Source organism: Halomonas sp. G15, from assembly GCF_021282295.1.
GTDB classification, from domain to species: Bacteria; Pseudomonadota; Gammaproteobacteria; order Pseudomonadales; family Halomonadaceae; genus Halomonas; species Halomonas alimentaria.
Genome location: NZ_JAJSPA010000021.1, coordinates 1 through 24,964, shown reverse-complemented (window position 1 = coordinate 24,964; position 24,964 = coordinate 1). Strand labels below are relative to the sequence as shown.

At 66.7% G+C, this 24,964-nt stretch carries 22 protein-coding genes and 3 pseudogenes; 13 read left to right on the top strand and 12 right to left on the bottom strand.

The annotated features are described in order from the left end of the window. The first annotated feature begins 5 nt into the window (after positions 1–5). Positions 6–1,349 (top strand): pilus assembly PilX family protein, encoded by a 1,344-nt coding sequence (locus tag LWH48_RS11185; protein ID WP_232912629.1) that lies wholly within the window; start codon positions 6–8, stop codon positions 1,347–1,349. Between the two features lie 245 nt (positions 1,350–1,594). Here the strand turns inward: LWH48_RS11185 and LWH48_RS11180 are convergent. After that, a pseudogene (locus LWH48_RS11180) lies at positions 1,595–2,607 on the bottom strand (HAD-IC family P-type ATPase); the annotation flags it as partial. Between the two features lie 52 nt (positions 2,608–2,659). On the opposite strand from LWH48_RS11180, the pseudogene LWH48_RS11175 reads away from it, so the two are divergent. Further along, positions 2,660–3,054: pseudogene (locus tag LWH48_RS11175) on the top strand (integrase core domain-containing protein); the annotation flags it as partial. Positions 3,055–3,061: 7 nt separating this feature from the next. Here LWH48_RS11175 and LWH48_RS11170 read toward each other — a convergent pair. Beyond that, positions 3,062–3,607, bottom strand: coding sequence for a GspH/FimT family pseudopilin (locus LWH48_RS11170; protein WP_232912628.1), 546 nt, complete (start codon positions 3,605–3,607; stop codon positions 3,062–3,064). Between the two features lie 266 nt (positions 3,608–3,873). Here LWH48_RS11170 and yghU point away from each other — a divergent pair, with 266 nt between their 5' ends. Next, positions 3,874–4,749, top strand: a complete 876-nt coding sequence (gene yghU / locus LWH48_RS11165) for a glutathione-dependent disulfide-bond oxidoreductase (RefSeq protein ID WP_232912627.1) — start codon at positions 3,874–3,876, stop codon at positions 4,747–4,749. 11 nt (positions 4,750–4,760) lie between these two features. On the opposite strand, the gene LWH48_RS11160 is transcribed toward yghU, so the two are convergent. Further along, positions 4,761–5,630 (bottom strand): LysR family transcriptional regulator ArgP, encoded by an 870-nt coding sequence (locus tag LWH48_RS11160; RefSeq protein WP_232912626.1) that lies wholly within the window; start codon positions 5,628–5,630, stop codon positions 4,761–4,763. Positions 5,631–5,766: 136 nt separating this feature from the next. On the opposite strand from LWH48_RS11160, the gene LWH48_RS11155 reads away from it, so the two are divergent. Then, positions 5,767–6,399, top strand: a complete 633-nt coding sequence (locus tag LWH48_RS11155; RefSeq protein WP_232912625.1) for a LysE/ArgO family amino acid transporter — start codon at positions 5,767–5,769, stop codon at positions 6,397–6,399. Here the strand turns inward: LWH48_RS11155 and LWH48_RS11150 are convergent. The 4 genes from LWH48_RS11150 to LWH48_RS11135 all read right to left on the bottom strand — a co-directional run bounded on the left by LWH48_RS11150 (position 6,392) and on the right by LWH48_RS11135 (position 8,739). Then, complete coding sequence (locus tag LWH48_RS11150) at positions 6,392–6,763, bottom strand: septal ring lytic transglycosylase RlpA family protein (RefSeq protein WP_232912624.1); 372 nt, start codon at positions 6,761–6,763, stop codon at positions 6,392–6,394. The two genes, LWH48_RS11155 and LWH48_RS11150, sit on opposite strands and share 8 nt — an antisense overlap. Before the next feature lie 212 nt (positions 6,764–6,975). After that, positions 6,976–7,893 (bottom strand): S66 peptidase family protein, encoded by a 918-nt coding sequence (locus LWH48_RS11145; protein WP_232912623.1) that lies wholly within the window; start codon positions 7,891–7,893, stop codon positions 6,976–6,978. A 102-nt stretch (positions 7,894–7,995) separates the two neighbouring features. After that, entirely contained in the window at positions 7,996–8,253 is a 258-nt protein-coding gene (locus LWH48_RS11140; protein ID WP_232912622.1) for a hypothetical protein, read from the bottom strand. A gap of 168 nt (positions 8,254–8,421) precedes the next feature. Further along, on the bottom strand, positions 8,422–8,739 hold the full coding sequence (locus tag LWH48_RS11135; RefSeq protein ID WP_232912621.1) for a hypothetical protein: 318 nt from the start codon (positions 8,737–8,739) through the stop codon (positions 8,422–8,424). Positions 8,740–8,887: 148 nt separating this feature from the next. Here LWH48_RS11135 and LWH48_RS11130 point away from each other — a divergent pair, with 148 nt between their 5' ends. Further along, positions 8,888–9,280, top strand: a complete 393-nt coding sequence (locus tag LWH48_RS11130; RefSeq protein WP_161430289.1) for an HIT family protein — start codon at positions 8,888–8,890, stop codon at positions 9,278–9,280. A 71-nt stretch (positions 9,281–9,351) separates the two neighbouring features. Here the strand turns inward: LWH48_RS11130 and LWH48_RS11125 are convergent, their stop codons facing one another. Both LWH48_RS11125 and LWH48_RS11120 read right to left on the bottom strand, forming a co-directional pair. Continuing rightward, positions 9,352–10,818 (bottom strand): dihydrolipoyl dehydrogenase, encoded by a 1,467-nt coding sequence (locus tag LWH48_RS11125; RefSeq protein WP_232912620.1) that lies wholly within the window; start codon positions 10,816–10,818, stop codon positions 9,352–9,354. A 120-nt stretch (positions 10,819–10,938) separates the two neighbouring features. Further along, positions 10,939–12,147, bottom strand: a complete 1,209-nt coding sequence (locus LWH48_RS11120) for a GGDEF domain-containing protein (RefSeq protein WP_232912619.1) — start codon at positions 12,145–12,147, stop codon at positions 10,939–10,941. 416 nt (positions 12,148–12,563) lie between these two features. Between LWH48_RS11120 and dbpA the strand changes: the two genes are divergently transcribed. The 3 genes from dbpA to LWH48_RS11105 all read left to right on the top strand — a co-directional run bounded on the left by dbpA (position 12,564) and on the right by LWH48_RS11105 (position 15,449). Beyond that, complete coding sequence (gene dbpA / locus LWH48_RS11115) at positions 12,564–13,967, top strand: ATP-dependent RNA helicase DbpA (protein WP_442908312.1); 1,404 nt, start codon at positions 12,564–12,566, stop codon at positions 13,965–13,967. A 40-nt stretch (positions 13,968–14,007) separates the two neighbouring features. Continuing rightward, positions 14,008–14,910: a PA4780 family RIO1-like protein kinase gene (locus LWH48_RS11110; protein ID WP_232912617.1), complete on the top strand. Its 903-nt coding sequence runs from the start codon at positions 14,008–14,010 to the stop codon at positions 14,908–14,910. 104 nt (positions 14,911–15,014) lie between these two features. Beyond that, a complete protein-coding gene (locus LWH48_RS11105; RefSeq protein ID WP_232912616.1) occupies positions 15,015–15,449 on the top strand; it encodes a DUF4399 domain-containing protein in 435 nt (144 codons plus the stop codon). 18 nt (positions 15,450–15,467) lie between these two features. On the opposite strand, the gene LWH48_RS11100 is transcribed toward LWH48_RS11105, so the two are convergent. Further along, a complete protein-coding gene (locus LWH48_RS11100) occupies positions 15,468–16,193 on the bottom strand; it encodes a YebC/PmpR family DNA-binding transcriptional regulator (RefSeq protein ID WP_232912615.1) in 726 nt (241 codons plus the stop codon). A 140-nt stretch (positions 16,194–16,333) separates the two neighbouring features. Here LWH48_RS11100 and LWH48_RS11095 point away from each other — a divergent pair, with 140 nt between their 5' ends. From LWH48_RS11095 to LWH48_RS11080, 4 genes are all read left to right on the top strand, one after another. After that, positions 16,334–17,524 (top strand): M24 family metallopeptidase, encoded by a 1,191-nt coding sequence (locus tag LWH48_RS11095; RefSeq protein ID WP_232912614.1) that lies wholly within the window; start codon positions 16,334–16,336, stop codon positions 17,522–17,524. 75 nt (positions 17,525–17,599) lie between these two features. Next, positions 17,600–18,607 (top strand): zinc-dependent alcohol dehydrogenase family protein, encoded by a 1,008-nt coding sequence (locus tag LWH48_RS11090; RefSeq protein WP_232912613.1) that lies wholly within the window; start codon positions 17,600–17,602, stop codon positions 18,605–18,607. Positions 18,608–18,731: 124 nt separating this feature from the next. After that, on the top strand, positions 18,732–19,895 hold the full coding sequence (locus LWH48_RS11085; protein ID WP_232912612.1) for a hypothetical protein: 1,164 nt from the start codon (positions 18,732–18,734) through the stop codon (positions 19,893–19,895). Positions 19,896–19,906: 11 nt separating this feature from the next. Continuing rightward, entirely contained in the window at positions 19,907–20,716 is an 810-nt protein-coding gene (locus LWH48_RS11080) for a mechanosensitive ion channel family protein (RefSeq protein WP_232912611.1), read from the top strand. A 28-nt stretch (positions 20,717–20,744) separates the two neighbouring features. On the opposite strand, the gene LWH48_RS11075 is transcribed toward LWH48_RS11080, so the two are convergent. After that, the gene (locus LWH48_RS11075) at positions 20,745–22,025 is read right to left on the bottom strand and encodes an MgtC/SapB family protein (protein ID WP_232912610.1); all 1,281 of its coding nucleotides are present in this window, start codon (positions 22,023–22,025) and stop codon (positions 20,745–20,747) included. 122 nt (positions 22,026–22,147) lie between these two features. Between LWH48_RS11075 and LWH48_RS11070 the strand changes: the two genes are divergently transcribed. Continuing rightward, positions 22,148–24,124, top strand: coding sequence for a PAS domain S-box protein (locus LWH48_RS11070; protein ID WP_232912609.1), 1,977 nt, complete (start codon positions 22,148–22,150; stop codon positions 24,122–24,124). On the opposite strand, the pseudogene LWH48_RS11065 reads toward LWH48_RS11070, so the two are convergent. Beyond that, positions 24,042–24,836, bottom strand: a pseudogene (locus LWH48_RS11065) (ISL3 family transposase); the annotation flags it as partial. The gene LWH48_RS11070 and the pseudogene LWH48_RS11065 sit on opposite strands and share 83 nt — an antisense overlap. Positions 24,837–24,964 lie beyond the last annotated feature (128 nt).

Sequence of the window (24,964 nt, the reverse complement as noted above, 5' to 3'; positions counted from 1 at the left end):
GAGCTATGAATATCCCAAAGGGTGAGCGAGGGCTCGCTTTGTTTGTTACTCTGGTTCTAATTATCGCTGCAACAGTGGTTGCGCTTTCCAGTATGAATGTTTCTAGGTTCGATCAGTTGGCATCTAGTAATCAGAGAGAAAGTGTTGCTGCATTTATGAGTGCAGAGTACGGGGCATCTCACTATCTTGATAATAATATGGCTGGAGTATTTTCTCTGCCTGATTGCTCTAGCGTTACGTTAGACCCAAGTGGGGTCGAACAATACCAAAACGTACCTGATGCGCAAGCAGGCTTGAGTTTTAGATATGATGCATGCTTGGTCTCATCTAGAATTCTCAGTTTGGCTGTGGAAGGGGGTGTTCCTGAATCTTCAGTTTCCAGAGAGGTAAGGGTGCTTTATGAACTTTCAAATCCATTTGGTGACTTTCCGCCAGTTTCATTAAACGCTGAGCTCGACTGCTTCTCGGCAGCAGACTCTAATAGCGTAGTTGATGGGAGTATTGCTGAAACAATCGAGGGTGGTGATAATGCAGTGGCAATTGCTACTCGCAGTCAAGATTCCCAGGGCTACGTAATTGATGGTATCGAAAACAGGGGCGGTCCTTCTTGTAAGGCTGGGGGTGGCGGTCAAGGTAACAGCGGTCAAGGTAACAGCGGTCAAGGTAACAGCGGTCAAGGTAACAGCGGTCAAGGTAACAGCGGTCAAGGTAACAGCGCATCGCGAGCAGATAACTATATTGGAGACATTACTGATGAGGTTGTTACGCCTATATTAAATGACCCGGACAAGTTCATGAAGTTTATAGGCGAAATGAAGGTGCTTGCTGAGGCCTCGGGGCGATATGGTGCCAATGGCTCAGATGTTGGTGACTACTATGGGGTCACTACTACTACGGCTTCAGAAGAAAATCCAGTTTCTGAAATCACATATATAGATGTTCCGGAAGGTCAAGTATTTAGCCCGTCAGGCTTGAGCGGTAGGGGTATATTGATTGTCGATGGTGAGCTGGACTGGCGGGGTACGCCATATTTTGAAGGGCTGGTGATTGTTTTAGGCGATTATCATCTTTCCGGTGGTGGTGGTGGTGGCGTGAACGGCGCTCTCGTTGTTTCCCCAATGGTGGAGATTTTTGATGAAGAAACTGGAGAATCCTTAGGTTGGGAGCATGACAGCGCTAGTGTTTCCATCTCAGGTGGGGGTGGTGCAAGGTATCAGCTTGATCCGATTTCTATGATTGCAGCATTTGCATTGATTGAAGGTACTGAGGCAGGGCAGGCTTTTGTTGATGGTAACGGAGGGGAGTCTACATCTTCTAAGATACTGAGTTGGTCAGAGTATTATAGGTGATGTTCGCCTTGTTGAGTATTGCTGATATTTGAGAGGTGATAAGTTAGTTACTACTTGTCGGTAACAGGCTCTCATTACCCACCTAGTATGAAGCAGCATTCAGTGGCCGGCAGAAATGCCGGCCACTGGCGTTAAGGTGGACGCTCAGGCTTTCGCTACCCAGAACCACCACACGATCAGTCCGATCAGTCCCAGCCCGGCCAAGTTGACGATAACGCTCATGACTTACCTCCTTCCGGCCCCGCTTACGCGGGGCCTTTTTCGTTATGGGGCTTGAACAGCCGCAGGCGGTTGGCGTTGCTCACCACCGTGATGGAGGAGAGCGACATGGCAGCACCCGCGATCATTGGGGAGAGCAGCATCCCGGTGAAGGGGTAGAGCACCCCCGCGGCGATGGGAATGCACAGGGTGTTGTAGCCGATGAAGTGCCCCCCTCCAAGTTCTGCTTGATGTTGGAGAGCGTCGCCCGGCTGATCTCGATGGCCGAGGCCACGCCGTGCAGCGAGCCGCACATCAGGGTGATGCCGGCGCTCTCGATGGTTCTTCGTCACTTCGGTGCCCTGGCCGATGGCGAAGCCCTCGTCGGCCAGGGCCAGGGCGTCGTTGAGCCGTCGCCCACCATGCCCACCTTCTCGCCGGCCGCCTGCAGCCGCTCGATCTCGGCGTGCTTGTCTTCGGGTAAGAGCCCGGAGCGAAACTCCTCGATGCCCACCTCACGGGCGATAGCGGCGGCGTTGTGCTCGTTGTCGCCGGTCAGCATCACCACCTTGAGCTCGTTGACCTGCAAGCACCTGATGGCCGAGACGGTGTCGTGGCGCGGTGAGCTTCCCATCCACGGCCAGGTAAACCACGGTGCGAGCCTTGCCTACGTGGAGATCGGCGTAGCCAGTTCCAGGGCGTAGGGATAGGCGGTGATCAGCGCCATGGTGGCGGTCACCAGCATGTGGATTACCCGCGGCTCGGCGCCGAAGTTGAAACAGGCAAGTGCCATGAGCACGACGATAATCATCACCGTGGGCACGAAAATGCTGGAGACCCTGTCGGCCACCTGCTCGGTGATGTGGCCAAACCGGGTGTTGGCGCCGACGCGGGTCGCCCGGAAAACCAGCGTGCCTTTGCCGTTCACGTTGCCGGCGCTGACCTCGTCGCCGGCAGCTTTGGCCACCAGCACCAGCACAAGCACCAGCACCGGCTCGATGGTGAGCATGGATTTTTCGATATGGCTCTGCCCCTCGGCCACCTCGCCATCCACCTGCAGGTGCAGCCAGTCCTCCAAGACCTTCATGAAGCGTGCGGAGGAGAAGGATTCCTTCACGATCCTGACGGTGCTCACTGACAACGGCAAGTCGTTCACCGATCGCTTCACGCGGTCAGGTGAGCGCAAGCCCCGCGGCCGCCACCCCTTCGACCAGGAGTGCCAGACCCATGGTATCGAACATCGCCTGATCAAGCCGGGAAGGCCGCAGACGAACGGTATGGTGGAGCGTTTCAACGGCCGGATCAGCGAAGTGCTGGCGACCCGGCGCTATACCTCAGGCGAGGACCTGGAGCAGACGCTCAAACGCTACGCTGGCTGTACAATCAGCACATCCCTCAGAAGGCGCTGCATCATCAATCACCGATCACGGCGATGAAGGAGTGGCAGGCCAAGCGACCTGAGTTATTTACCAAACGGGTGGTCAATCACACGGGACCCGACACCTAATGTTTGATCAGCAAATCGGCTTACCATCGGCATTTTCGCCGATCCGGACGCGCCCCATGTTATTGACTATGACTTTCGCCCCATCACCGTCGCGTCCGCAGATCTCAAAGGTACCGTTATGCCCTCTTGACCAGCCGGTGGCCTGATAACGGACTGGATAGCTACGATTGAAAGTAACGTTGGGGCCGCCGCTTCCCTCTAACACCTTGAGCAATTCGCCATCTGCCAGGTCGCCGCTGGAGACCTGGCCATCCACCACCACTAGAGGATGGTTCCAGTTCATAAAGTCACAATTAGTGCTGCTGGCCGTCGGGCGTGGGCAGACCGAGATCGTCGTTCGCCTCGTCACCGCCGTATTCCTTGCCAGCGCCAGCGCCGTCCGGATCCGCATCACCTCCGCCGCCACCTCGTTGCGGGCACTGAACCTCTGGAAGCTGGGTATCGCCCAGGTGAAGAGTATGGCGGCGACGGTGATGGCCACGATCAGCTCGATCAGCGTCAGGCCGGCGTGAGTGCGGCGGGTGCCGCGGCGGGGTGGGGGTGCGAGGCGCATGGGGCCCTCCCGGAGATGTCTCCTTGTTTTGGTGCGAAGTTGGTGAAGTGGTTCTTTCACCGTAGCCAAGCCGCCGGGGCCGTTTGTCCGCTTTTTCCTACACCTCGCGTAGGCAGTCACCGCCACGCATATGCGTGAACAACGTAGGTTGATGACTCCTCGAACACTGTCGCTGGCTCGAATCCGAAACCTTAACCCGCTATCGTTTGTCGGAGCCTCACACGCCGCCGCCGATAGCCGGGGCGGCTTCGCAACCAGGAGTCAGCATGAGCGACCAGAACCAGTATGTGCCGCCGAAGGTGTGGAAATGGGAGCAGCCGAGCGGTGGCGCCTTCGCCAGCATCAACCGCCCGGTGGCCGGGGCCACCCACGAGAAGCCGCTCCCGGTGGGTGAGCACCCCTTCCAGCTCTACTCGATGGGTACGCCCAACGGGGTCAAGGTCACGGCGATGTTCGAGGAGCTGCTGGCGCTGGGCCACAGGGATGCCGAGTACGATGCCTGGCTGATCCGCATCGGCGAGGGCGACCAGTTCGGCAGCGGCTTCGCCGAGGTGAACCCCAACTCCAAGATCCCTGCACTGATGGACCACTCCACCCAGCCGCCGACCCGGGTGTTCGAGTCCGGCGCCATCCTGCTCTACCTGGCGGAGAAGTTCGGCGAGTTCCTGCCGGCCGATCACGCCACCCGCACCGAGACCCTCAACTGGCTGTTCTGGCAGATGGGCAGTGCGCCCTTCGTGGGTGGCGGCTTCGGCCACTTCTACGCCTATGCGCCGGAGAAGCTCGAGTACCCCATCGACCGCTACGCCATGGAAACCAAGCGCCAGCTCGACGTGCTGGATCGCCACCTGGCCGACAACCGCTACCTGGCCGGTGACACCTACACCATCGCCGATATCGCCAACTGGCCCTGGTACGGCCAACTGGTGCTGGGGCGGCTCTACGACGCCGGCGAGTTCCTGCAGGTGCAGGAGTACACCCATGTGCAGCGCTGGGCCAGGGAGATCGATGCTCGCCCGGCGGTGCAGCGCGGCCGCATGGTCAACCGCACCTTCGGCGAGCCGGAGATGCAGCTCCACGAGCGCCACGCCGCCAGCGATTTCGAGACGCAGACCCAGGACAAGGTCGGTACCGAGCAGTAGCCACGCATCCTTCAGCTGAGGCTGACCGCGCCCAGGGCGTCGGTCAGCCGCTCGATCAGCTTCCCGCTGTGGCGCCAGCTGTGCCAGTAGAGCGGGACCTCCAGTGCCTGCCCCGGGGCGATACTGACCAGCTCGCCCTGTTCCAGCTGCCTTTCTACCTGCATCCGCGGGATCATGCCGTAGCCCATGCCGGCCAGGGCCAGCCTGACGAAGCCCTCGGAGGCGGGGCAGAGGTGGTAGGGGAAGGGGCCGTGGTAACCGCAGCTGGCCAGGAAACGGTGCTGGAGCTGGTCGTGGGGCCCGAAGACGATAGCTGGGGCACGCCGGAAGGCTTCCTCCATGAGGCCCTCCGGAAAGTGGCGTTCGCGATAGGCGGGCGTGGCCAGCGGCAGGTAGCTCATGCGACCCAGCGGCAGGGCGCGGGCGCCGGCAACGGGCTGAGGGCTGGCACACAGGCAGGCGGCCACGTCACCGTCGCGCAGTCGGCGCAGGCCGACGTCCTGGTCCTCCACTACCAGGTCGAGCACCACGCCTTCCTCCCGACACAGCGAGCCGATGGCCTGGGCCCACCAGGTGGCCAGGCTGTCGGCGTTCACCGCGATGCGCAGTCGCGGGGCCTCGCTCGTAAGTGTTGGCAGCGCCTGGCGCAGGTCGCGCTCCAGCAGCTGCACTCGCCGGGCGTGGTTGAGCAGTCGCCGGCCTACCGGCGTGGGCGCCAGGGCCGGGGTGCGTACCAGCACTGGCTGGCCCAGGCGCACCTCTAGCGAGCGGATACGCTGGGAGACCGCCGACTGCGACAGCCCCAGTGCCTCACCGGCGCGCTCGAAGCCGCCGCACTCCACCACCGCCGTCAGTGCCTCCAGCAGCTTGTAGTCCAGCATCGCCAAGTCTCCTTTTGGGCCCTGATCTTATAACATGATCATAAGAAAAACTGATGCTGCATTAACAGGATGATTTTTGCGTATGATCGGCATCGGCTACGCTGGCCGCCATCGATAACGCGACGGAGCAGGACCAATGCTGGAGAGCTATCTGACCGGGCTGGTGGTGTGCGGCGGGATCATCATGGCGATCGGCGCCCAGAACGCCTATGTGCTGGGGGTGGCGATCCGTCGTCAGCATCAGTGGTGGTCGGCCGGGCTATGCATGGCCAGCGACCTGCTGCTGTTCAGCGCGGGCATGCTTGGCGTCTCGGCACTGCTGCTGACCGTGCCCCAGGCCATGGAGGCGATGCGCTGGGCCGGGGTGGTGTTCCTCACCTGGCTGGCCGCCCAGGCACTGTGGCGGGCGGCTACCGGGCGTCAGGGGCTGGATGGCGAGTCGGTGGCGGCACCGGGGCGGCGTCGGGTGATCTTGGCCACCCTGGCGGTGACCCTGCTCAATCCCCAGGTCTACCTGGATACCCTGCTGCTGATTCCGGCGGTGGGGGCACAGCAAAGCAGCAGCGCGGCCTTTCTGGCCGGGGCGGGGTCGGCATCGATCCTGTGGTTCAGCCTGCTGGCCTGGGGTGGGTCGGCTCTGGCGCCGTGGCTGAAGAAGCCGGCGGCGTGGCGGGCCATCGATGGCGCCATCGGGGTGATGATGGCCGCCATCGCGCTGCAGTTGGCGAGCGGTGCGGGAATGCCGCCCGCCATGGCGGGGATCAGTTGATCTGGGTGATCATCACCGGGGCCACGCCGCGGTGGAGCAGGCCCAGCTTCTTGGCGGCACGCTTGGAGAGGTCGATGATGCGGCCCTTCACGAAGGGGCCGCGATCATTGATCACCACCTTCACCGCCTGGCCGGTGTCCGGACGCGTCACCACGACCTCGGTGCCGAAGGGCAGGTGGCGGTGGGCGGCGGTGAGCTGATTCTGGTCGAAGGGCGCGCCACTGGCGGTGGTGCGGCCCTGGAACTTGTCGGCGTAGTAGGAGGCGTATCCCTTCTGAGTCTCGGCGCTGGCGGTGGTCACAGTGCCGAGGGTCAGGAGGCCTGCCAGACAGCAGGTCAGGAACAGGGGCGATCGGGTTCCCATCGGTGTTACCTCATGGTTCTCGCTATGGCGATGTGTGCTTGCACGATGCAATGAGGACGGGGCGCTCCCCCGCTGCGTTGCACAAATAGTAACCACTCACCGGCGGCCACGCAAGCGATCTCGAAGATGGGCGACGATGGGTGCTAGATCGCGACAAACTTATGCAAGGACTCCTCCGCAGGGTGCCGGGCCGGTTTCCGGTGGCCCTGGCGTCACGCCTCGACGGCGAGTCGGCCCTGGCCGATATGCCCGATGGCGCCGTAGCGCCAGGGGCGGTTGTGCAGCCCATGGCCGACGGGCAGGCCGTGGTAGAGCGGCAGGCCCAGCGGTGCCAGGGTCTCGGCGAGGATCGCCTCGAGCCGTTCGTTGCCCCAGGGAGGGCAGCCCTCGAAGGTGCCCAGGCACACCGCGGCGGCCCGGTTCAGGGCGCCGCCCTGCACCAGCTGCCACAGCGCGCGCTCCAGGCGATACCAGGGCTCGCCGACATCCTCGAGGATCACCAGGGCCCCCTGCGGGGCGCTGAAGGCGGCGGGAGTCCCCACCAGGCTGGCCAGGGTGGTGAGGTTGCCGCCGACCAGGGGGCCTGTGAGCGTGTCCGGCGTCTCGCCCCAGGCGGCAATGGGATAGGTGGTGGGATAGATGGTGGGATAGTCGAGGGTGGCGGGGCCGTCGATCAGTGCCAGGGTCTCGCGGAGCTGGCGCCGAAGTACGCCGTACTCCTCGCTCTCGTCATGGGCGTCGAGCAGCCCGCCGGCAGCCTTGACCACCGGGCCGTGGATGGCCGGCAGGCCGTGACGGTGCCAGTGGTCGAGGAGCACGGTGACGTCGGAGTAGCCGACCAGCGGCTTGGGATTGGCGGCAAGCCGCGCCCAGTCGATGCCGTCGAGCAGCTGGGCGGCGCCGTAGCCGCCGCGGATCGCCCACACCGCTTGGGTCTCGGGGTCGTCGTAGGCGGCATGCAGCTGGGCCAGGCGCCACTCGCGGGAGCCGGCCAGGTAGCGACGGGGGTGCTGCAGCGGTTCGGGGCAGTGGACACTGACGCCCAGCGATTCCAGCCCCCGGATGCCGCGCGCCACGGCGGCATCGTCGGTGATGGATGAGGGGGCGATCAGGCTGATGGCGAGCGACATGGAGGCTGTCCGGCGGCGATGGAGGTCCCGAGGATGCCATGCCTGCAGCCGCCGCGCATCCCGGCACCCGGGGTCTCGGCCTCCAACGTTCGGCCGGTGCGATCAGCCCAGGCCGCGGGCCAGCAGCTCGTCGGCAACGGCGCGGGAGGCCTGGGCGAACTCGATGCGTGCCGCCCCCAGGGCGCTCAGGTCGCGGGAGTCGGGGTCGTGCTCCAGGCGGTCGAGGCGGGCCTTGGCCAGGGCCAGGCGGCGGGCGAGTTCCGCATTGAAGCCAAGGCAGGCGGCGGGCACATGCGGGCTGGGCAGCGGCTGGTCGATGAGTTCGGATGGCGTTAGCGGGTGGCTGGGCATGGTGTCCATGACAGCATCCTTGGCGAACGTGGAACCCGGTAGCGCCGGGAAAAGGCGAATGCCTTTGTTATATGCATAGGCCGCACCGGCGTGCGCTGTCAACGGCGGAGTTGAGGCCTGGAACGAAAACACCCCGAGCTGAACGGCAGCCCGGGGTGTGGCAGGAGGTAGGCGATCTCAATGGCGCGAGACGTCCTCCTCCTCGAACAGCTCTGCCTTGGCATCACGCATCACGTCCTCGCAGGCCGCCTGGTGAGCGAGCTGGGTGAGCAGCCCCTGGGTCACGGCGAAGCCCTTGCCCAGACAGGTATCCACATCCTCCCGGCTCACCGCCGGGACCACATCGCAGTCGATCTTCAGGGTCCTGCCGCCACCTTCCAGCCGGTCGGCGAAATCGCGTAGCTGCCAGGCGATCCGCTGCTTCCAGCCGGCCGTGTCATCCGCGCCTTCGTTTACGCTAAACGTGCACCGCCATTCAGGTTTATAGACCTTCATGTGAACCTCCGTGCTGGCTTGGATTGAATGATCGATCGTGTATTCTGCTCCTTGGTCGTGCGGTACTGCCTCAACCAGCATACCGGATCACCGCCGTCGCTGCAGTCGACGTTAGTCTCCACTTACCCGCTATCGCCAGGAGGGCACCATGGCCAGCATCTTTACCCGTATCATGCAGGGCGAGATTCCGGGACACTTCGTGCATGAGGATGACCAGTGCGTGGTCATCATGACCATCCAGCCGATGAAGCCCGGCCACGTGCTGGTGATTCCCCGCGAGGAGGTCGACCACTGGGATGACCTGCCCGAGCCGCTCTATCAGCACCTGATGACGGTGTCGCGGCGCATGGCCAAGGCGATCAAGCAGGCCTTCCCCTGCCAGCGCGTAGGGATGCTGATCGTCGGCCTGGAGGTGCCCCATGTGCATGTCCACCTGACCCCGCTGGATGCGATGAGCGATATCCAGGTGGAGAACCTGCCGATGGCTGAGTCGGCCGACCTGGCGGCGGCGGCCGAGAAGCTGCGCGCGGCGCTGGGCTGAGTCCCGGCAGGTCCGCTTTAACCTGAAAGGCCCGGAGCGCTACCCCGGGCCTTTCGCATTCGAGGAGGCGGTCAGTCGCCGGGGCCGCACTCCATGCAGCGCTCGGTGATCGCCGGGCCGAGCTGCAGGTTCGCATTGAGGTCGTGCAGGGCGCCGCGCAGTCCCTCCTCCAGTACCGGGTGGTACCAGGGCATGGCCAGCATCTCGCTGATGCTGAGCTTCTGCTCCAGCGCCCAGGCCAGCAGATGCGCCATATGCTCCACCCGCGGGCCGAACAGCTCGGCGCCGAGGAACTGGCCGGAGCCGTGCTCGGCGTAGAGGCGCATCAGGCCGCGGTTCTGGCGCATCACCACGGCGCGGCCCTGGTCGGCGAAGGAGGCCTCGCCCACGGCCAGGCAGTCGCAGCCCCCCAGGCGCTTCTCGAGCTCGGCATAGCCCTCGCCCACGGTGGCCATCTGTGGCTCGCTGAAGACGATGGCCAGGGGCACGTTGCGCCGGCCGGCGCGCAACTCGGGGAAGCGCCCGGCATTGTCGCCGGCGATGCGCCCCTCGCTGTTGGCCTCGTGGAGCAGCGGCAGCTCCTGGTTGGCGTCGCCGGCAATAAACACATGGCTGGGGCCGTCGTCGGCGTTGCGGCACTGCAGGGTGAAGCGGTTGAAGTGCGGCACGCCCTTGTCGTCGAGGGCGAGGCCGGCGTTCTCCAGGTCCAGGCGGTCGACGTTGGGGCGCCGGCCTGTGGCGGCCAGCAGGTAGTCGAAGCGCTCGGTCAAGGCCTCGCCGCTGTTGCGCTCGATGAAGGTGATCACCACGGAGTCGCCGTCGCGCTCGATCTTCTCCACCCGGGCGTCGGGGTCGACGTAGAACTCCTCGTTGAAGGTGGCGTCGGCTGCCTCGCGCACCTTGGCATCGCGGAACGGGCCCAGGGCGCCACCCACGCCGAAGACCCGCAGGCGCACTCCCAGGCGGTGCAGTGCCTGGCCCAGTTCCAGGCCGATCACGCCGGGGCCGAATACCGCGATGGACTCGGGCAGGTCGTCCCACTCGAAGACGTCGTCGTTGATGACCAGCCGGTCGCCTGCCGCGTCGAACATCTTCGGCCAGGTGGGGCGCGAGCCGGTGGCGATGACGATATTGCGGGCCTTGACCCGGGTGTGCTCGCCCACCCGCAGGGTGTGCGGGTCCTCGAAGCGGGCGTGGCCCTGCAGGCGGTTGGCCTCGGGGATGCGCTGCATCGACTTGAACACCCGCCCCACGAAGCCGTCGCGCTCCTGCTTGAGCCGCGCCATCACCGCGCGGCCGTCCACCTCGACGCCGCTCACCTTGATGCCGAAGCCGCCGGCGTCACGGGCCTGGTGGGCTGCCTCGGCGGCGGCGATCAGCAGCTTGGAGGGCATGCAGCCTACCCGGGCGCAGGTGGTGCCGTACTCACCACCCTCGATCAGGACCACGCTGTCGCTGTGCTTGCTGGCAGCGTGCCAGGCACTTAGGCCGGCACTGCCGGCGCCGATGATCGCGATATCGAACTCACGTTGCTGCATCGGGCTCTCCTTGCTCAGGGATCTGTTGCTTCACTCTGTTCCTTCACTATGACACAGGGTAGGGAAGGGCGAGGTGGCCACAACGGCGGTGTCTTGACGCAGGCCCGCAGTCGTGTCGGCTCAACCTGCCGCCATGACCCGGTTGCGACCCGCCTCCTTGGCGCGATAGAGGGCGGCATCGGCGCGCTCCAGGGCCTGCTGTGGCGCTTCATCATCCTGCAGGCCGGCCACACCGATGCTGGTGGTGACCGGCACGCGCTGATGGTTATGGTCCGGGAAGTGGTGCTGCTCGACGGCCTGGCGAATGCGCTCTGCCACGTCGTGGGCCCGGGCGCGGTCGGCATTGAGCAGCAGCACCACGAACTCTTCGCCACCGTAGCGGGCCACGCAGTCCTCGGGGCGGGTCTCGTGAGTCAGCACTCTGGCGAATTCGGCCAGCACCATGTCGCCCACGGAGTGGCCGTGGGTGTCGTTGATCTTCTTGAAGTGGTCGATATCCATCATCAGCACCGCGCACTCCAGCGTGTTGTGCCCTGAGTATTCTCCGTGGCGCCAGGCCTGGAGCTTCTCCAGATGCAGCGACAGGGCGCCGCGGTTGAGCAGTCCGGTCAGCGGGTCATGGGTGGCCTGGCGGTAGACCCGCATCAGCAGGCTCAGCTGGAAATGGTTGGCCGCCATGGAGACCACCAGCAGGCTGGCGAGCAGCCACATGCCCTCGAGTCCCTTCGCAGTCAGCCAACTGCCGTCGACCATCTGGGCGAAGGCGAGCAGCCAGAGCATGGCGATACCGGTGGCAAGCGACTCGACGATGGTGAAGGGAAAGATGCTAAGCGCGGCCACCAGCAGGAAGGGGATAAAGGCGTAGCCTGCCAGGCGTACGACCTCGTCGTCGGGCAGCAGGATCAGGACCAGCGCATAGAAGGCCGCCGGCAGCGCCAGCAACAGGCCGGCACTCAGGCGAATGCGCCCGATACGCTCGCGGCTGAGCTTGGCCAGCAGCAGCACGCCGGCCAGCCCCACCAGCAGCAGGCCGCGGCCCATCAGGGTGGTGTCGAGCAGTTCGCGCGGCAGCATCACCGCATCCACCAGGGCCCACAGCGGGGAGAGCAGCAGGAAGATAACGCCCACGGCCAGCACCCGGTTGCGCAGGTAGTGGGCGTGGGAGTAGGCGAAGTCCAGCGAATGGTGGCGGTTGCTGAAGGTATCGCGGATCGAGGTGAGATTGGCGCGTAGCTCTCCGCTGGCACGGGGGGTCGTGAAGGGCGGGTTGGGTGTGGCCTTGCGACGCTGTGGCGTGGGAGATGAGGTCTCATCGACTGGCTTTGGCATGGCACGGCAACTTGTCTGGGCCCCGAAGCGCTCGGGGCATTGGGCATTAAGCACTAGGCACTGGAGTGCTCCATCATAGCAGAGCTGCTACTCCTCCTTGTGGGAACCCAGATTCTGGCAAGGGCTATCGCAGTTACCGTAGCGCCCTTCGTGGGAGCGCAGATACTGCGCGATGGCGCCGGTAGGCGCCCTTGTGCCACCGCTATCGCCGATAAATCGGGCTCCCACGCCGCCAGGCTCCCACGCCGCCACAGCGTGCTCCCACAACGGCGCAGCGTGGCCGCCGGCTTTCTGTTATCCTGCAGGCCTTCCATTCTCCCGCTTTCCCGGCGCATGCCGCTCGGCCCTCGCCGTCGCTCGCTTACGACCCTGGCTCGCCTGCTATGCCTGGCTGCCCCTTTCTGCAGGATGTTCCCTTGTCCGATACCCCTTCCGACGCCTCCTTCGCCGCGCTGCCGCTGGCGCCGGAGCTGCTCGACAACCTCGCCTCGCTGGGCTTCACCGCCATGACGCCGATCCAGGCCGAGAGCCTGCCACCGATCCTGGCCGGCCACGACGTGATCGCCCAGGCGAAGACCGGCTCCGGCAAGACCGCCGCCTTCGGCCTGGGGCTGCTCTCGCGGCTTGAGCTCTCGAGCTTCCGTGTGCAGGGGCTGGTGCTCTGCCCGACGCGGGAGCTGGCCGACCAGGTGGCCGGCGAGCTGCGCCGGCTGGCGCGCAGCCTGCCCAACGTCAAGGTGCTGACCCTGTGCGGCGGCGCTCCCTTCGGCCCGCAGTTGGCCTCGCTGGAGCACGGTGCGCATATCGTGGTGGGCACCCCGGGCCGGGTGGAGGAGCATCTGCGCAAGGGCTCGCTTGCGCTTGGCGGACTCGCGACCCTGGTGCTGGACGAGGCCGACCGCATGCTCGACATGGGCTTCCAGGCGAGCCTGGAGGCGATCGTCGCCGAGACCCCTGCCCGCCGTCAGACGCTGCTGTTCAGCGCTACCTTCTCCGACACCGTACGCCCCGTGGCCGCGGCGCTGATGCGCGACCCGGTGACGGTGGAGGTGGCCGAGACTCATGACGCCAGCAGCATCCACGAGCGGGTCTACCGGGTCGCCGACGGCGACGAAGCGCGCCTGGAGGGGCTGTGCCGGCTGCTGCTGCACCTGCGCCCGGCCGCAAGCGTGGTGTTCTGCAATACCAAGCGCGAGACCGACGAGGTGGCCCAGGCGCTGAATGCGGCAGGCTTCAGCGCCCTGGCGCTGCACGGCGACCTGGAGCAGCCCGACCGCGACCGGCTGCTGGTGCTGTTCGCCAACCGCAGCGCCTCGATCCTGGTGGCCACCGACGTGGCCGCCCGTGGGCTCGATATCGCCGAGCTGGATGCGGTGTTCAACTACCACATCGCCCGGGACCTGGATGTGCACGTGCACCGCGTCGGGCGCACCGGCCGGGCCGGCAGCGCGGGGATCGCCTGCACCCTGGTCGGCCAGGGCGAGGAGTACCGGCTGGCGCGCCTCACCGACTTCCTCGGCGAGCCCCTCGAGGAGGCCAGCCTGCCGCCGCGCTCGGTGCTCTCCCGGGAGCCCGTGGTGGCCCCCATGACGACCATGCAGATCGGTGGCGGCAAGAAGCAGAAGGTGCGCCCCGGTGACATCCTCGGTGCGCTGACCGGCGAGGCGGGGCTGGCCGGTGACCAGGTGGGCAGGATCAAGGTGCTGGCCAACAGTGCCTACGTGGCCGTGCGGCGCGAGGTGGCCGACCAGGCCCTGGAGCGTCTGGTGAACGGCCGAATCAAGGGGCGCAGCTTTCGCGCCCGGCGCATCAGCCGCTGAACCGAATCGGCAATACGGTTCGGCACTACCGGGAGGATAGATGAAGATACCCAAGCGCTTGCAGCCGCTGGTGGACGACGGCCTGATCGAGGCGGTCGAGAGCCAGCTGATGAGCGGCAAGGAGGCCCAGGTCTACGTGGTGCGCTCCCATGGGGAGCGACGCTGCGCCAAGGTCTTCAAGGAGGCCAAGCAGCGCAGTTTCAAGCAGGCCGTGCAGTATCAGGAGGGGCGTCGCGGGCGCAACAGCCGCCGCTCGCGGGCCATGGCCAAGAAGACCCGTTACGGTCAGAAGGAGCAGGAGCAGGCCTGGCTCAACGCCGAGGTGGATGCCCTCTACCGGCTGGCCGCGGCGGATGTGCGGGTGCCCAGGCCCTACGGCTTCATCGATGGCGTGCTGCTGATGGAGATGATCAGCGATGCCGAGGGCCTCACCGCCCCGCGCCTGGACGACGTGACCCTGAGCGCCGAGGAGGCCCGCGAGCACTATGCCAAGATCCTGGCCGATGTGGTCAAGATGCTGTGTGCCGGCCTGATCCACGGCGACCTCTCCGAGTTTAACGTGCTGCTGGCCGCCGACGGCCCGGTGATCATCGACCTGCCCCAGGCGGTGGACGCCGCCGGCAACAACAGCGCCGAGTGGATGTTCGAGCGCGACGTGGACAACATGCGCCGCTACTTCGGGCGCTTCGCCCCGGAGCTGCTGGCCACGGACTACGGCAAGGAGATCTGGGCGCTCTATGAAGCCGGTGAGCTGCATCCGGAGAGCCGTCTCACCGGCCGCTTCGTGCACGACACCACCCCCGTCGATGTCGACGAGCTGATGACGGTGATCGACGACGTGCGCGACGAGGAGGCCCAGCGTCAGGCGGCCCTCAACCGTAGCGACGAGCCCGGTGTTGAGGAGGCCGCCGCTGAGTGGCACGAGTCCCAGAAGGGACGCTGAGCTGAGGCTGGAACTCGCTTCGCTCGGCGAGCCCGGCTCGACTACGCTGTAGGCGAGTGTCGCCCGCCGCGGGCGCCCCCCCGGACAACGACGAGGAGACGGCAATGAGCAAGTGGATAGCGGGCCTGGCCCTGGCGGGCGGCATGCTGCTGGGCGGTCCGGCCCTGGCCCAGATGGAGCGCGTCGCAGCCCCGGAGGGGGCCGAGGTCTACTTCCTGTCGCCCGAGGAGGGTGCGACCCTCTCCGGCCCGGTGACCGTGCGCATGGGGCTCAGGGGCATGGGCGTGGCCCCCGCCGGCACCCAGGCCGAGGGCACCGGCCACCACCATCTGCTGGTGGACACGCCGCTGGATGAAGTGGATCTCGACCAGCCGCTGCCGGCCAACGACGGCATGCGCCATTTCGGCGGCGGCCAGACCGAGACCATGCTGGAGCTGGAGCCGGGCGAGCATGAGCTGCAACTGCTGTTCATGGACCACCGGCATGTGAGCTTCGACCCGCCGGTGACCTCCGAGGTCATCACCATCACCGTGGAGTAGGGGACTCCCGCAGGCCCCTCAATCCTCGGGGAGTTCGGCGCTGTGGAAGACGTTCTGCACGTCGTCGCAGTCGTTGAGGGCGTCGACCAGCTTCTCGAACATGGCCACGTCGTCGCCCTCAAGCGGGGTCGTGGCCTGGGGCACGAACTGGATCTCGTCGATCTCGAAGTCGAGCTCGCCGAAGGCGTCGAGCAGCGCCTGCTTGGCCTTGGCGTACTCGGTATGCGGGGCGAAGACGGTGATCTGTCCCGCCTCGTTCTCGATGTCGGTGACGTCGACATCGGCCTCCATCAGCGCCTCGAGCGCCGCTTCCTCATCGCCGCACTGGAAGGCCAGGATGGCGCAGTGGTCGAACATGTGGCTGACGCTGCCTGGGGTGCCGATCTTGCTCTTGGTCTTGGTGAAGCAGCCACGCACGTCGCCGAAGGTACGGTTGGGGTTGTCGGTCAGGCAGTCGACGATGACCATCACGTTGCCCGGGCCGAAGCCCTCATAGCGGGCCGGGGAGAAGTCCTCACCGCCCACGCCGCTGGCCTTGTCCAGCGCCTTGTCGATGACGTGAGAGGGCACCTGGTCCTTCTTGGCGCGCTCGATCAGCCCCCGCAGGCTCAGGTTGCCGGCGGGGTCGGTGCCGCCCTGCTTGGCGACCACGTAGATTTCCCGGCCATACTTGCTGTACACCTTGGTCTTGGCGTCGGCCGTCTTGGCCATGGATTCCTTGCGGTTCTGGAAGGCCCTACCCATATCGTTGTCCCGTTGCGTTCAACATGTGATGTGGCTGGATTCTACGAAACCCAAGGGGGCGGGAACAGGGCTATTTTCCGTCCTGCATGACCCCCGTCATGGCTACACTCCGGGAGTCACCATCCGGCTCCGGAGGCCCCATGGACCATCACGCCTATCGTCACGCCCTGGCCGGCGCCCTGGGCGGCAGAGAGCTGCCGTTCCCCCGCGCGGAGTTCACCGCCCGCCTGGCCCGGGTGCACGCCGCCATGCAGGCCGCCGGCCTCGATGCCCTGCTGCTCACCGACCCGGCGGATATCTTCTACCTCACCGGCTATCACACCTTCGAGGTGTCGGTGCACACCGCCCTGGTGGTCAGCGCCGAGCGGCGGGTGCTGCAGGTGCCTTCCATCGAGACCGGCCCCGCGGTGGTCACCGCCGCGGTGGACGAGATCCTGGGCTACCGCTGGGAGGGCATCGAGGAGGTGATCGCGCCGCTGGCCGAGATCCTCTCGCCATACCGCGCCATCGGCATGGACCTCTTCGGGGCCGGGCTGCGTTTCGGTGTCATCCGCGAACTGCAGGCGCGGCTGGGGGCCGAGTGCTTCCGCGATGACGGCGGGGCGCTGCTCGATGCCATCCGTATCGTCAAGACGCCGTCGGAGCTCGACTGTCTGCGCGAGAGTGCACGGATCACCGCGGCCGGCCTCGCCGCCGCAGAGGCGGTGATCGCGCCGGGCGTCACCGACAACGACGTCGCCGCGGAAGGCAGCCGGGCGCTGCTGGCGGCGGGCAGCGAGTTCATGAGCCTGCAACCCATCGTCACCAGCGGGCGGCGTATCAGCATCATCCACGTCAATCACAAGCGCCGCGTGATCGAAGCGGGCGACCCGGTGTTCCTGGAGTTCGGCGCGGCCTTCCAGCGCTACACCGCGCCGATGATGCGCACCGCCGTGGCCGGCCGGGCCACGCCGGAGATGCAGGCGCTGCGCGATGTGTGCCGCGAGATATTCGAGGCGCTGAGCGCCGCGATGCGCCCCGGCAACCGCTTCGATGATGCCGCCCGGGCCGCCGAGGCGGTGCTGGCGCCCCATGCCGAGAGCGTGTTCTTCTCCGGGGTGTTCGGCTATGCGGTGGGCGCCCAGTTCCCGCCCAGCTGGGTGGAGGGTACCGGCTACATCGCCCGCGGCCAGACCCGCGAGTTCGCCGAGGACATGGTCTTCCACCTGCCGCTCTGCCTGCGGTTGCCGGGGCAGTGGGGCATCGGCCTGAGCGACACCGTGCGCGTCACCCCGCGGGGCGGCGAGGCGCTCACCGATAACGACTGGCGGCTGCACGAGCTCGCGGGTTGATCTTGGCGGGCATCGCCCGCATCCCTGTGTCAGGCTGCCGAGGCTTGCCATCGATTCCAGCAACGAGGAGCGAACATGAAAGTCGTGACCCTGAAGAGCCCGGGTGGGCTCGATAACCTGCAGCTTGGTGACCATGAGGCGCCGGGCGAGCCTGGCCCCGGCGAGATCCGCGTGCGCCTGCACGCCAGCTCGCTGAACTTCCATGACTACGCCGTGGTGGCCGGGATGATCCCCGTGGATGACGGCCGCATCCCCATGTCCGACGGCGCCGGCGTGGTCGAGGCGGTGGGCGAGGGCGTCGATGAGTTCGCGGCGGGCGACGCCGTGCTCTCCACCTTCTTCCCGCCCTGGCAGGAGGGCCCGGCGCGGCTGGGCAACTTCGCCACCACCCCCGGCGATGGCGTGCAGGGCTACGCCCGGGAGCGGGTGGTGGCGCCGGCCAGTGCCTTCACCCACCAGCCGGCGGGCTGGTCCCACGCCGAGTCGGCCACCCTGACCACCGCCGGGCTCACCGCCTGGCGCGCCCTGGTGGTGGACGGCGGCCTCAAGGCCGGCGATACGGTGCTGGTGCTGGGCACCGGCGGGGTGTCGATCTTCGCCCTGCAGTTTGCTCGCCTGATGGGCGCGCGGGTGATCGCCACCTCGTCGTCCGACGAGAAACTGGCGCGGCTGCGCGAGATGGGCGCCGAGCACACCATCAACTACCGCGAGGATCCCGCCTGGGGCAAGACCGTCAAGGCGCTGACCGGCGGCGCGGGCGTCGACCATGTGGTCGAGGTGGGCGGCCCCGGCACCCTGCCGCAGTCCATCGAGGCGGTGCGCATCGGTGGGCATATCGCCCTGATCGGCATCCTGACCGGTCGCGAGGGGGAGATCCCTACCGCCAAGCTGATGGCCAAGCAGGCCAGGCTGCAGGGGCTGATCGTCGGCAGCCGCCGCCACCAGCGGGAGATGATCCGCGCCCTTGACGCCAGCGAACTGCGCCCGGTGATCGACCGCGAGTTCCCGCTGGAGTCGATCGCCGATGCCTTCCGCCACCAGGAGTCCGGCCGCCACTTCGGCAAGATCTGCCTGACCTGGTAGCCGACATCCGCATCGTTGCCCACGACGCCCGCCCGGCCCTGCCGCGGCGGGCGTCGTCGTCTCGGCGCCCCGCCCGGGGCGTGCTATGGTCAGCTCATCGACGGTGAATCGGGGAAGGCGCGCGATGGCGCAGGACGAGGAGCGGGAGCGCCCGCTGTGGGAAGTGGTGCCCCTCGAGCAGCGGGAGCTGCCCAGGGCGTCCCAGGCCAGCCAGGCGCGGCGCCGCTGGCAGGCCCTGGGGCGCTGGCTGACGCTGGGCAGCGAGGCGGGCGAGGAGCCGGCGCGGGATGAGGCGCAGCTCCAGCGGCTGCCCCGGGTGCGCCTGGCCAACCTGGCGCCGCCCATCGACTGGCAGCCGGGTGCCCTGGCTCTGGCCCGTTACTTTGCCGAGGCCGGCGAGTCGGCGGGGCCGGTCACCCTGCTGGTGGGTGCCCCCGCGGACGGCCATGCCGAGCTGGTGGAGGCCTGGGCGCGATTGAATGGGGCGCGCCTGCTGCCCGAGCCGGCGGCAGGAGCACTGCTGGCCGGCGAGATGCCCTGGTCACCGGCACCGTCGGCGCACGCCTGGGTGATACCGCGGCTGGAGCGGGGCTTCCTGCGCCAGGCGACATCTCTCGCCGGGCTGCGCAACTTCCTCGAGGCTGCTCTCACCGGGCGCCTGGGGCGCGGGGTGATCGGCTGCGACAGCTGGACCTGGGCCTACCTGCAGCATGCCCTGGCGCTGCCCGAGTCCGCGGCGGTGACCCTGCAGGCCTTCGACGGCGAGCGCCTCACCCGCTACCTGGCTGCCACCACCCGGGCCGCGGCGGCGCGCACGGAAGGCGAACCGCCGGCGATTCTCGCCGTGGGCAGCGGCGAGCCGGTGCTGGCTGATGGTGATGAGGCCTCGACCAGCCGTGAGCTTCGCGAGCTGGCCGCCCACTGCCGCGGTCAGCTGGGCTTGGCCTGGCACTACTGGCGGGCCAGGCTGTGCGACGAGGCGCCGGAGGGGGAGGCCCCGGATACCCTGTGGCTGGCCGAGACCCTCGACGAGGCCACCCTGCCCGGCGAGGTCGGCGAGGAGTCGGTGCTGCTGCTCCACGCCCTGCTGCTGCACGGTGGCCTCGACGAGGCGTTGCTGCCCGAGGTGCTGCCGTTCTCCCATGCCCGGGCGCTCTCCGGCCTGCGCCAGCTGCAGCGGCGCGGTGTGGTGAGCTGCGCTGACGGCCGCTGGCGGGTGGCCCCGCTGGGCTACATGAGCGTGCGGCGCCTGCTCGAGGAGCGTACCTATCTGGTGGATGCCCTGTAAGGAGCCTGGTGATGGATAACGCCGACGACTACTCGCAACTGTTCAACAAGCTGGATACGGCGGCCCTGGTGGAGCTTGCGCTGCTGGCGGCGGGGGCGATCCTGCTGATCGTGGTGAGCCAGAAGGGGCTCAACTGGGCCGCCAACCGGCTGCATGGCCAGCATCGCTTCCGGGTCTTTGCCCTGGTGCCGCTGGTGCGCCTGGCGATCCTGATCGTCGCCATCTCCATGGCGGTGCCCATCGTCATCGATCCCTCGCTGCAGAACATGATCGCCCTGCTCGGCGCCGTGGGGCTGGCCATCGGCTTCGCCCTCAAGGACTACGTCAGTAGCCTGATCGCCGGGGTGGTGGCGGCGGTAGAGATGCCCTATCGCCCGGGGGACTGGGTGGAGATCGAGGGGGTCTACGGCGAGGTCACCCATGTGGGCATGCGCACCATCGAAGTGGTCACCCCCGACGACAACCTGGTCAGTATCCCCCACCTCAAGATCTGGAATGCGCCGATCAGCAATGCCAACAACGGTGGCGACAGCCTGCAGTGCGTGGCCGACTTCTACCTGCATCCCGATCACGATGCCGCGCGGGTGGAGGAGGCGCTGCGCGACGTGGCGCTGACCAGCCCCTATCTCAAGTTCGACCGGCCCATCGCCGTGGTGGCCAAGGAGCATCCGTGGGGCACCCATTACAAGATCCGCGCCTACCCCGTGGACCCGCGCCAGCAGTTTCGCTTCGTCACGGACCTGACGCTACGTGGCCGCGACGAAGTCGGCCGCCTGGGTGCCCGGCCAGCCCAGGCGCTGGCCGGCGTGGAGGGGGGCTAAGGCCACTCCCGGCGGGGAAGCGGGTGGCTCAGACCAGCCAGGCGACCGCCAGGCCGATGCCCAGGGAGGCGAGCATCGGCACGCCTACCCGCCAGGCGGTGCGGCGTGTGCCGAAGGCGCCGGCCAGCCCCGCCTTGACCAGATTGTTGGTGGCCGCGGCGAGGATGATCCCCAGCACCGCGGTGTCCGGGGCGATGGCATCCAGCGACATGCGGGTCAGCGACAGGGTGATGGCGTCGACGTCGGCGATCCCCGAAGTGGTGGCCAACAGGTAGATGCCGGCGTCGCCTAGCCACCCGCGCAGCCACTCACCCAGCAGCATGATCACCGCCAGCAGGGCACCGAAGAACAGCGCCGTGCGCAGCTCCAGCGGATTCTGCCCTGCCACCGGCTGGTGGATCGCACCGTCGCCGCGGTGGTGGCGCCACAGGTACAGCGCCGGCAGGTAGAGGGAGAGGCCCATCAGCGTGATCGGCAGCAGCAGGGCCGGGATCAGGCCGGGGCTGATCACCGCGGCGTAGAGCAGGATGCGGGGGAACATGGTGCCGCAGGCGATCAGGATGCCGGCGGCCAGCATCGGTGAGAGCCCCGGAGCCAGCCGCGACTGGCGCGCGAAGTGCAGGGTCAGGGCGGTGGAGGAGCTGAGCCCGGCGAACAGGCCGGTGAAGAGGATGCCCTTCTCGGCGCCGCCTACGCGAATGGCGAAGTAGCCGACGAAGGAGACCGCGGCGATCAGCACCACCATCCACCAGATCTCGTAGGGATTGAGCGCGCCGCCGGGGCCCATGGCACGGTCCGGCAGCAGCGGCAGCATCACCGCACTGATCACCAGCAGCTTGAGGCCGGCGTCGAGCTCGTGGGCCTGCAGCTTGTAGAGCAGGCCGTGGATCTCGCGCTTGTTGTCGAGGATCACCGCCGTGGCCACGGCACAGGCGGTGGCCAGGGCCGGGTCCACCTCCACCGCCACGGCGCCGAAGCAGAAGGTCAGCAGCAGTCCCACCAGACCGGTGATGCTATAGTCCTCGGCTTCGGCCAGCCGCGCCCGCCACGCCACCAGGGCGATGCCCGCCACCGCCAGGAACACCAGCGGGAACGCCCAGGCGCTCACCGTGGTGGAGAGCAGGGCGGCCAGCCCGCCGAGCAGCCCCACCAGGGCGTGGGTGCGGATGCCGGCGATGCGCTCGCCGGACTTCTGTTCGCGGGCTACCCAGCCGCGCTCGATGCCGATCAGCGACCCCAGCAGCAGGGCCACCGCCAGGCGGATCAGCGGCTGGTTGGCGTCGATGAAATGGCGGGTGACCTCTTCCATGGGGGCAGGATGCTCCGAGTGGCGGCGGGTAGTGATGCTTCTACCGGCACAGCCTTGTATAAGTGGTTACACTACCTACACGAACGGCAGGATTCACCCACTCAGCAGGGATTGCCATCAGCATGCCGCACTCTCCGGACCTGGCGCTACCCGATGCTGCGCACGATATCCACCGCGACAGGCGCCGTGCCGTCGCCGTCTACGTAGGCGGTGTGCTGTTGATGCTGGTGGTGCTCGGCTCCCTGATGCTCGAACAGTTTCGTCGCGATACCCGGGCCGCCGAGGAGCGCACCGCGGCCCGGGCCGACCTGGTGGCGGAGTGGGTGACCAGCACCTTCTCCGCCAGCGAGGCGCTGCTGGCCAGCGTGTCGGCGCGGATCGAGGGCAACGAACTCCCGGCCGAGCTGGGGGGCTGGCTGGCCGCGCTGAGTGATGAACTGCCCTTTCTCGACAGGATCAGCGTGCTGGATAGCCAGGGACGGGTCCTGGTCTCCTCCCGCGACGCCTATCCACCGGGCTATGCGCTGGGCGGGCTACCTTATCACCGTGACCTGCTGCAGGCGCCGGCGGGTGAACGGCTCATCACGCCGCTGTTCTGGTCGCACTTCGTCGAGGAGTTCCGGGTGGTGCATGCCCAGCGCCTGGCCGGTGGCGGCATCGTCAGCGCCGAGCTCGAGCTCTCGGCCTTCTCCCATGCCCTGGATCGCCTGAGCCTGGCGGCGGGGCAGAGCACCGCCATCATCGATACCCAGATGCAGCTGATCGCCCGGCGTCCCGTCTTCGGTGGGGAAGACCCCCTCGAGGTACTGGGCGAGCAGATTTCGGAACCCCTGACCCGCGCCTTCATCGACAGCGGCCAGCAGCGTGACAGCTTTCGTACCGACTCGCCCCTGGATGGCGAGGATCGCTACTACACCATGCGTCGTGTCGGCGAGCTGCCCTTCGTGGCGGTGATCGGCGAGGAGGTCTCGACGGTGCTGACGGGCTGGATGCACCGGCTCTGGCTGCGCCTGGCGATCGCCGGGACGGTGATCGGCCTCGGCGGCCTGGTGCTGCGCCACTACCTCAACCGGCTGCTGCTGGAGGGCGAGGTGCGCCAGCGCGTCGCCGAGCGGGAGCAGGCGCGCCGCGAGAGCCAGTCTCGCGAGGCGCGACTCCAGGCGTTGGTGGGCTCGATCCAGGACATGATCTTCGTGTTCGACGGCACGGGGCGCTTCGTCTTCGTGCATGCGCCCGACCCCAGCGAGCTGCTGCTCGACTCGCGTGACCTCATCGGGCGCCACTATCGCGAGGCGCTGCCGGTAGACCTCGCCGAGCAGCTTGCCGCGGCCTTCGCGGAGTTGCGTGACGGCGGTGGGCCTGTGGAGTACGACTACCGGCTGGAGATCGGCGGCGAGTGGCGCCACTTTCGCTCGGTGCTGAGTGCCCTGGGCACCCGCGGCCCGGACGCCGGCGGAGCCCTGGCGGTGGTACGCGACGTCTCCGAGGAGCGGGCCACCGAGGCCCAGCTGCGCATCGCCGCCACCGCCTTCGAGACCCACCTGGGGATGCTGATCACCGATGCCGAGGGCATCATCCTGCGTGTCAACGACACCTTTACCCGCATCACCGGCTATGCCGAGGAGGAGGTGCTGGGCAGGAACCCGCGACTGCTCAGCTCCGGACTGCACGACGATGCCTTCTATGCGGGGCTGTGGGACAGCGTGTCGCGCCACGGCAGCTGGCAGGGCGAGATCTGGAACCGTCGGCGCAACGGCGAGGTGTTCCCCGAGTGGCTGACCATCAGCGCGGTGCGCAATGCCGAGGGCGAGCTGACCCACTACGTGGCCACCTTCAGCGATCTCACCGAGCGCAAGGCGGCCGAGCAGGAGATCCACCAGCTGGCCTTCTTCGACTCCCTGACCGGGCTACCCAACCGTCGCCTGCTCATGGACCGCCTGGAGGGGGTGCTGCGTGACAGCTACCGCAACGGTCGCTTCGGCGCGCTGATGTTCCTGGACCTCGACAACTTCAGGTTCATCGCATTTTGCCGGGAAACGCGGCACGGATCTTCAGGAAGAAGTATTCCGTGTCGCGGTACCCATAGGCCATCCGCTTGATGACCTTGATCCGGTTGTTCATGCCCTCCAGCACGCTGGTGTTTAGCCGGTGGCGAGCACTGGACACGATGCCATCCAGGTAAGGCTCCAGCTTCTTGGTGAAACGCACCAAGGCGTCGATGCCGCTGCTCAACGCCATGCCGGCCCACTCTCGCCAGCCATGGCGGGCAGTTGCCTCGTCATCGGCAAACCACAGCGTCTTGAGCTGGTCCTTGAGCAGGTAGACCTTGGTCAGTGAGGCATTGGCAGCCAGCAGCTCCTCCAGCTTCACCGCCTGCTCAGGCTTGAGATTGTCCTGATTGCGCAGCAACAGCCAGCGGCTGCCTTTGATCACTTTGCGGGCCGCCTTATCATCGCGCAGCTGGTTGGCCTGATCGACACGCACCCGGTCCATCACTTCACGCCCGTACTTGGCCACGACATGGAAGCGGTCGTAGACCACCTCGGCGTTGGGGCACTGGTCCTTCACTTCGAGATCGAAAGACGCGTTCATGTCCATGGCGACGGCCTCGATCTGCTGTCGCGCATCACCCAACCATTCGAAGAACGGGCGGATCGCCTCCCGGGAGCGACCTTCGCCGATCCACACCACCTGCTGGGAGTCGGCACACGCAATCACCGTGGCGTAGCGGTGCCCCTTGTGGAGGGCGAACTCGTCCATCATCAGGCGACGCAGCCGTGTCGGGTCCGGCGCCGGCAGGTCACGCTGTAGGCTATGCGACGTCAACTACTTTGGCCGCTTGGCGACAATTAAAATGGCCGGTTGGGTGGGGTAGTTGTCGTCAGTCCGACGACCCAGCTTTTCCTCCTTGTAATTGTCGTTGATAAGCACGCTTACGG

What these genes read in the sequence shown, in the direction of transcription:
- LWH48_RS11160 (WP_232912626.1), bottom strand. Translation starts at nt 5,630, where the DNA reads ATGCTGGACTACAAGCTGCTGGAGGCACTGACGGCGGTGGTGGAGTGC.
- LWH48_RS11170 (WP_232912628.1), bottom strand. Translation starts at nt 3,607, where the DNA reads ATGCGCCTCGCACCCCCACCCCGCCGCGGCACCCGCCGCACTCACGCC.
- LWH48_RS11120 (WP_232912619.1), bottom strand. Translation starts at nt 12,147, where the DNA reads ATGCCAAAGCCAGTCGATGAGACCTCATCTCCCACGCCACAGCGTCGC.
- yghU (WP_232912627.1), top strand. Translation starts at nt 3,874, where the DNA reads ATGAGCGACCAGAACCAGTATGTGCCGCCGAAGGTGTGGAAATGGGAG.
- LWH48_RS11080 (WP_232912611.1), top strand. Translation starts at nt 19,907, where the DNA reads ATGGATAACGCCGACGACTACTCGCAACTGTTCAACAAGCTGGATACG.
- LWH48_RS11075 (WP_232912610.1), bottom strand. Translation starts at nt 22,025, where the DNA reads ATGGAAGAGGTCACCCGCCATTTCATCGACGCCAACCAGCCGCTGATC.
- LWH48_RS11110 (WP_232912617.1), top strand. Translation starts at nt 14,008, where the DNA reads ATGAAGATACCCAAGCGCTTGCAGCCGCTGGTGGACGACGGCCTGATC.
- LWH48_RS11135 (WP_232912621.1), bottom strand. Translation starts at nt 8,739, where the DNA reads ATGAAGGTCTATAAACCTGAATGGCGGTGCACGTTTAGCGTAAACGAA.
- LWH48_RS11105 (WP_232912616.1), top strand. Translation starts at nt 15,015, where the DNA reads ATGAGCAAGTGGATAGCGGGCCTGGCCCTGGCGGGCGGCATGCTGCTG.
- LWH48_RS11150 (WP_232912624.1), bottom strand. Translation starts at nt 6,763, where the DNA reads ATGGGAACCCGATCGCCCCTGTTCCTGACCTGCTGTCTGGCAGGCCTC.
- LWH48_RS11095 (WP_232912614.1), top strand. Translation starts at nt 16,334, where the DNA reads ATGGACCATCACGCCTATCGTCACGCCCTGGCCGGCGCCCTGGGCGGC.
- LWH48_RS11130 (WP_161430289.1), top strand. Translation starts at nt 8,888, where the DNA reads ATGGCCAGCATCTTTACCCGTATCATGCAGGGCGAGATTCCGGGACAC.
- LWH48_RS11145 (WP_232912623.1), bottom strand. Translation starts at nt 7,893, where the DNA reads ATGTCGCTCGCCATCAGCCTGATCGCCCCCTCATCCATCACCGACGAT.
- LWH48_RS11140 (WP_232912622.1), bottom strand. Translation starts at nt 8,253, where the DNA reads ATGGACACCATGCCCAGCCACCCGCTAACGCCATCCGAACTCATCGAC.
- LWH48_RS11100 (WP_232912615.1), bottom strand. Translation starts at nt 16,193, where the DNA reads ATGGGTAGGGCCTTCCAGAACCGCAAGGAATCCATGGCCAAGACGGCC.
- LWH48_RS11070 (WP_232912609.1), top strand. Translation starts at nt 22,148, where the DNA reads ATGCCGCACTCTCCGGACCTGGCGCTACCCGATGCTGCGCACGATATC.
- LWH48_RS11085 (WP_232912612.1), top strand. Translation starts at nt 18,732, where the DNA reads ATGGCGCAGGACGAGGAGCGGGAGCGCCCGCTGTGGGAAGTGGTGCCC.
- LWH48_RS11155 (WP_232912625.1), top strand. Translation starts at nt 5,767, where the DNA reads ATGCTGGAGAGCTATCTGACCGGGCTGGTGGTGTGCGGCGGGATCATC.
- LWH48_RS11090 (WP_232912613.1), top strand. Translation starts at nt 17,600, where the DNA reads ATGAAAGTCGTGACCCTGAAGAGCCCGGGTGGGCTCGATAACCTGCAG.
- LWH48_RS11125 (WP_232912620.1), bottom strand. Translation starts at nt 10,818, where the DNA reads ATGCAGCAACGTGAGTTCGATATCGCGATCATCGGCGCCGGCAGTGCC.
- LWH48_RS11185 (WP_232912629.1), top strand. Translation starts at nt 6, where the DNA reads ATGAATATCCCAAAGGGTGAGCGAGGGCTCGCTTTGTTTGTTACTCTG.